The organism is Flavobacterium sp. (genome assembly GCF_035760125.1).
In the GTDB taxonomy this organism is placed as follows: domain Bacteria; phylum Bacteroidota; class Bacteroidia; order Flavobacteriales; family Flavobacteriaceae; genus Flavobacterium.
The window spans coordinates 1-4,639 of sequence record NZ_DASTTN010000085.1; the positions used below are offsets into that span (position 1 = coordinate 1).

Sequence of the window (4,639 nt, forward strand, 5' to 3'; positions counted from 1 at the left end):
AAACTTGCATTATTCTCAAAGATCAAGGAACCTAAAGGAGCAACATCCAATCCCTCTTCAAGCTTTAAAACTCCTCCGGAATCAACATGAACAATTACGTTCTCATCAATTTGACAAGAGCAGGCTTCCATAAATGTACTCAAATTAAAATTATTAGAAAATCGCACATTCTTTGCTAGACTAGGAATACCATTGGACCATGATCCATCATAAATAGTTTCTGGTGGAGCTACTTTTATACTATTTGAATAACTACTGATAGAACAATCATTTGCAGATTGCAATCGAACATAATATGCTTTCCCAGCAGTTAAGCCAGTAACGGTTTCAGATAAAACATTCCCTAATTCTTTATTTTGGTAGTCAACAAGATTATTGACAAAACCAGAATCGGTCGCTATATCGATAAAATAATTTGAGGCATGTAGAGAAGGAAGCCAATTCAAAACAAAAGAAGTAGATGAACAACTAAGGCTTATTTCTGGTAATCTAGATATTTGCGGAGTCGCACAAGAAATCACACCATTAAATTGGAAATCATTAATACTAAAAGCTCCAGTTCCCGCAATAGCCGCCCATCCATACAATCTAAAGCTTATAGGAGTAGCTACATCTTGAAACGCGGTAGCTGACAAGGAAATTATCGAACCCGTTGCAGAAGCAATACCAATATCTGAAGTAAAACCGTCAACACTCGAACGAAACGCAAAAAGAACAGGGCCATTAATCGAAATCTGACCAGTATATTCAAAACTAACAAAATCAATTTTTTTATCCGTTTTGGGAATTATGGTAAACTCAAAATAAGCATTTACGTCCAATTCAGCTGATTTCCAACTTCTGGCATCGTACCTCCCATTTGCATTTAAACCAAATATTCCACTTCCCCTACCAATACCAGTAACCATAATATTAGAATCTACTAATTCTCCAATAGTATAGGGATTTGATTCATTCGAATTCACTCCATTGATAGGGTTTTCAAATATTGATTGTCCAAAAGTTAAAACTGGTGAAGAAATAAAAAATAAACAACAAAAAATAAGTTGTTTCATAAAAAATAATATCAAATTAAAACTCTAAAACACACAATGCTAAAATAAGAATTACTTTATAATTATCATTAAATTTAAAAAATATTTTCCTACATGGTTTTTTATATATAATAAATTTAATAACAATCCATTACTGTATCAATCATTAGAAAGGTTATTTTAAAATAAAAAAGCCCCATTCTGATTAGTCAGAATGGGGCTAAAATCAAAGTAATACTAATACTTAATTTTTCAGAATAATCTCTTTGGTAATCCAATTGCCATTGGTTAATTGTGTCATAACAATTAAAAACTGATCACTGTAATTCAATTCCTTTATCACATATTCATTACTATTCACTTCATTGTTTTCATAAAGCAATCTTCCTCTCAAATCATAAACCATAACCATTGACATAGTCTCCTCAAAAGAGTTAATTTTAATTTGATGGTTCTTTACAGACACAATTATCGAATTATCTTTTCCATCAATAGATTGGTTTTCCAAAGTTGGATTCAAACTATTCACCGAGGTTCCAACTGTTATAGATCGCTTCGTCACTACTGTTTTATCAACATAAACCAACATAAAACGATCATTGAACGTTCCTTTAACAGTATTAAATGAATAAGGCCCGTTTTTAAGATTATGAACAACATTGGTCACTTTATCTTCTATAAAAATTGGTTGATCCGTCAAAGCACCATCTACTTGATTAATACTTATTGTAAAAACACCTTCGATAGTAGTTTTATAACCCAATGGCACTTTATCCGTTTTGTCAAATGGAACGGCTCGCCCTTGAATCACAAAATTATTACCCTCATTTACACTATAAAAATCAATGTAGACATTACTGTTAATACTCAAACCATCAAAAGCACTGTCTAGCCCATTCGTTGCTCCTGTAGCATAACCAACTAATAGTTGCTTGAAAGCACCCTCGGAATTGGTCAAATTCAACCAAACACGATGTTTCTCTATAGCAGCAGTTTTTGATTTAGTCCCTCTAAAAAATTGAGCATTTTTGCCTGAAACACCTACTCGCATACTGTTTTTAAAAACAACTGGCTCTATTTTTGTAGCACTTTTTACGAAAAAAGATTGCCCAGCTGCTATATTACCTAAAGGACTATTAGCAGCAATCACTACTTCACCAACATCCTTTATACCGTTACCGTTTGTGTCCACAAAATTACCACTCGTTCCTACCCCTCCTAAATAATTATAAGAAGCATAATCGGCGCCAGAATATTTATTATTGGTAATCACCGTACTATGCGTCCAAAAACGAATTGTCGATTCTACCCTAGGATTATTCACACTATTTTCCAACAGAAAAGCATCTGCACTCATAGCTGATGGATATGGATTACCTACTAAGTTACTATACCCTGTCGGGGCAATTGCTAACGTGTATTTTCCATTGTTTGGCACTCCTTTAAACTTTACGGATTGAACATAATCAGCCGCTAAAGGATTAGGCCAAAATTGAGGCTTTGGCACTCTAATGATATATCCTTTTCCAGCAAACATTATTGAAGTCCCGTACGCTTCAACAACCCATTTATTATCTAAGCTATAACTAAGATATTTATCCCATAAAGTGTTTGGCGATAAATCATACAGGGTTTGACCTTGAACTGGTGAAGACCAATACGTATAATCGAAATTCTTCATCGCGGTAGTAGTACGATTGTAAATAATTTTTCCAGTATTCACGGCGAAATCGTCAACCTGAATCAAACTCGCGTTGTTCTCGAAAGTTAAAGTACTTGAATCGTCAACATGCAATCCTTTTTCAAGCTTTAAGATAGCATCAGCATTTGCATTTGCTCCACTAGGAGTTCCAACCACAACATTCACTCCTGGGCCGATTTCGCAAGAACAGGCATCTATTGGAGTAACCATAGTAATAGGATCAATACTTCCAGTACTCATGAATACCGCTTTCATAGTATTATCTGGTTGACCATTATTCCAAGTTAAACCACCATCCGTGGTTGTGGTAATAGGCACTGAGATGGTGACAACATTTGAATTTCCGCTTACTGTACCACAACTGCTAACTGTTCGTAGTCTAGCATAATAAGTTGCATTAGCATTTAACCCGCTTAGAGCTACAGATTCTGTAGAGGTAGCTGATAGAGATACCGGAAAATCTTGATAACCACCTACAAAAGTACCAACACCAAATAAAGGATCTATGGAAAGATCAAATTGATAATTAGATATATTTGAAACTGCTGCCCAAGTACCTACAGCAGAAGTTAGATTACATGATAAACTGACACTATTTAAAATAGGAACAACAGGAATTCCAGATTCTACAGTAACCGCAAAAGAAGTAGAGTAAATTGCTGGACAGCTTCCGCTTTGAACTAAAGCTCTGTATTCCCATACACCTGCTACTGTAGGTATATCTGAATAAGTTGTCGAAGTATTTGAAATTGTTGTCCAAGTCGGTTCTGAATCTAATCTCTTCTCCCACTGTACTACTGAACCAACATAACCACCTCCTAAAGTTAAGACTCCAGTACTTGTATTAAGACAAATAGTTGTTTGTGATCCAGAAACACTTCCTCCATTACTTGTTGGATTAACTGTTACAGTTACTGTAGCACATGTCGTTGTGTTACATGTTCCAATATAACGTAAATAATAAGTTGTTGTAGCACTTGGAGAAACTGTAATACTGTTTCCTGTTCCCGCTGATGTACCTCCACATGAACCCGTGAACCATTCTACGCTAGCTCCTGTTCCTGCGCTTCCGCCAGCTACAGTAAGCGTAGTACTTCCTCCATTACAGATTGTTGTTGTTCCTGTGGCTCCTGTCGGCGCTGTTGATAATGTATTTACTGTTACAGTTACTGTAGCACATGTCGTTGTGTTACATGTTCCATTATAACGTAAATAATAAGTTGTTGTAGCACTTGGAGAAACTGTAATACTGTTTCCTGTTCCCGCTGATGCACCTCCACATGAACCCGTGAACCATTCTACGCCAGCTCCTGTTCCTGCGCTTCCGCCAGCTACAGTAAGCGTAGTACTTCCTCCATTACAGATTGTTGTTGTTCCTGTGGCTCCTGTCGGTGCTGTTGATAATGTATTTACTGTTATCAAGGCAGTAGCAGTTCTAGTTGCGCTTAAACATCCCGCAGTAGTTTTAGTTTCAGCATAATAGATAGTATTGCTTGAAGGCGAAACTGAAAAATTGGCTCCACTTGCTGAATTCCCCAAAAGTGTTCCTCCTGATGCTACTGTGTACCAATTTATGGTGTTTCCTGCTGATGTAGCATTAACGTTTGTGCTTGAACCGTTGCAAATGGAAATTCCGCTATTTGGCGTTACCGCTGTAGGAATTGCAGGCAATGTTACCGTAATTGTTATTTGATTCGTAACAACAGTACAAGTGCTTTTTATTTTCAATCTATAATAGGTTGTTTGGGTTAAAGCTGAAGGAAATACATATGTTGCATTAGTCCCATTAACTGTAATATCTGTAAAACCTATACCAGAAGTTGTAGAACTTTGCCATTGATAGGTTGGAGAAGATGCAGTAGTACTACTAATTAATGTCAAAGGTATTGTATTTGAGCAAATA

General features: G+C 36.1%; 2 protein-coding genes. Both read right to left on the reverse strand.

Annotated elements, in window-relative coordinates:
* Window positions 1-1,055, reverse strand: a 1,055-nt coding sequence (locus VFS71_RS03545) for a fibronectin type III domain-containing protein (RefSeq protein ID WP_414655981.1), incomplete at its 3' end; no start/stop codon positions are given.
* A gap of 223 nt (window positions 1,056-1,278) precedes the next feature.
* Window positions 1,279-4,617 carry a T9SS sorting signal type C domain-containing protein gene (locus VFS71_RS03550; protein WP_326399407.1) on the reverse strand — a complete coding sequence of 1,113 codons (3,339 nt, stop codon included), beginning with the start codon at window positions 4,615-4,617 and terminating at the stop codon, window positions 1,279-1,281.
* Between the last annotated feature and the right edge of the window lie 22 nt (window positions 4,618-4,639).